1 rRNA gene is annotated in these 1,327 nt (G+C 52.7%); it reads left to right on the top strand.

Features of this window, described 5'->3' with window-relative positions:
• Positions 1-1,318: ribosomal RNA gene (locus ACEN4I_RS13280) — 16S ribosomal RNA — on the top strand; the annotation flags it as partial.
• Positions 1,319-1,327 lie beyond the last annotated feature (9 nt).

Genomic DNA, 1,327 nt, shown 5'->3' with positions numbered 1-1,327 from the left:
TAGATGGACCCGCGGCGCATTAGTTAGTTGGTGAGGTAATGGCTCACCAAGACGATGATGCGTAGCCGACCTGAGAGGGTGATCGGCCACACTGGGACTGAGACACGGCCCAGACTCCTACGGGAGGCAGCAGTAGGGAATCTTCCGCAATGGACGAAAGTCTGACGGAGCAACGCCGCGTGAGTGAAGAAGGTTTTCGGATCGTAAAACTCTGTTGTTAGAGAAGAACAAGGATGAGAGTAACTGTTCATCCCTTGACGGTATCTAACCAGAAAGCCATGGCTAACTACGTGCCAGCAGCCGCGGTAATACGTAGATGGCAAGCGTTGTCCGGATTTATTGGGCGTAAAGCGAGCGCAGGCGGTTCTTTAAGTCTGATGTGAAAGCCCCTGGCTCAACCAGGGAGGGTCATTGGAAACTGGAGAACTTGAGTGCAGAAGAGGAAAGTGGAATTCCATGTGTAGCGGTGAAATGCGTAGATATATGGAGGAACACCAGTGGCGAAGGCGACTTTCTGGTCTGTAACTGACGCTGAGGCTCGAAAGCATGGGGAGCAAACAGGATTAGATACCCTGGTAGTCCATGCCGTAAACGATGAGTGCTAAGTGTTGGAGGGTTTCCGCCCTTCAGTGCTGCAGCTAACGCATTAAGCACTCCGCCTGGGGAGTACGACCGCAAGGTTGAAACTCAAAGGAATTGACGGGGGCCCGCACAAGCGGTGGAGCATGTGGTTTAATTCGAAGCAACGCGAAGAACCTTACCAGGTCTTGACATCCTTTGACCACTCTAGAGATAGAGCTTTCCCTTCGGGGACAAAGTGACAGGTGGTGCATGGTTGTCGTCAGCTCGTGTCGTGAGATGTTGGGTTAAGTCCCGCAACGAGCGCAACCCTTATTATTAGTTGCCAGCATTCAGTTGGGCACTCTAGTGAGACTGCCGGTGATAAACCGGAGGAAGGTGGGGATGACGTCAAATCATCATGCCCCTTATGACCTGGGCTACACACGTGCTACAATGGATGGTACAACGAGTCGCAAGGTCGCGAGGCCAAGCTAATCTCTTAAAGCCATTCTCAGTTCGGATTGTAGGCTGCAATTCGCCTACATGAAGCCGGAATCGCTAGTAATCGCGGATCAGAACGCCGCGGTGAATACGTTCCCGGGCCTTGTACACACCGCCCGTCACACCACGAGAGTTTGTAACACCCAAAGTCGGTGAGGTAACCTTCGGGAGCCAGCCGCCTAAGGTGGGACAGATAATTGGGGTGAAGTCGTAACAAGGTAGCCGTATCGGAAGGTGCGGCTGGATCACCTCCTTTCTAAGGAAT

It is taken from the genome of Desemzia sp. FAM 23990, from assembly GCF_045528485.1.
Lineage (GTDB): Bacteria > Bacillota > Bacilli > Lactobacillales > Carnobacteriaceae > Desemzia.
This window is presented reverse-complemented; position numbering and strand designations above follow the sequence as displayed.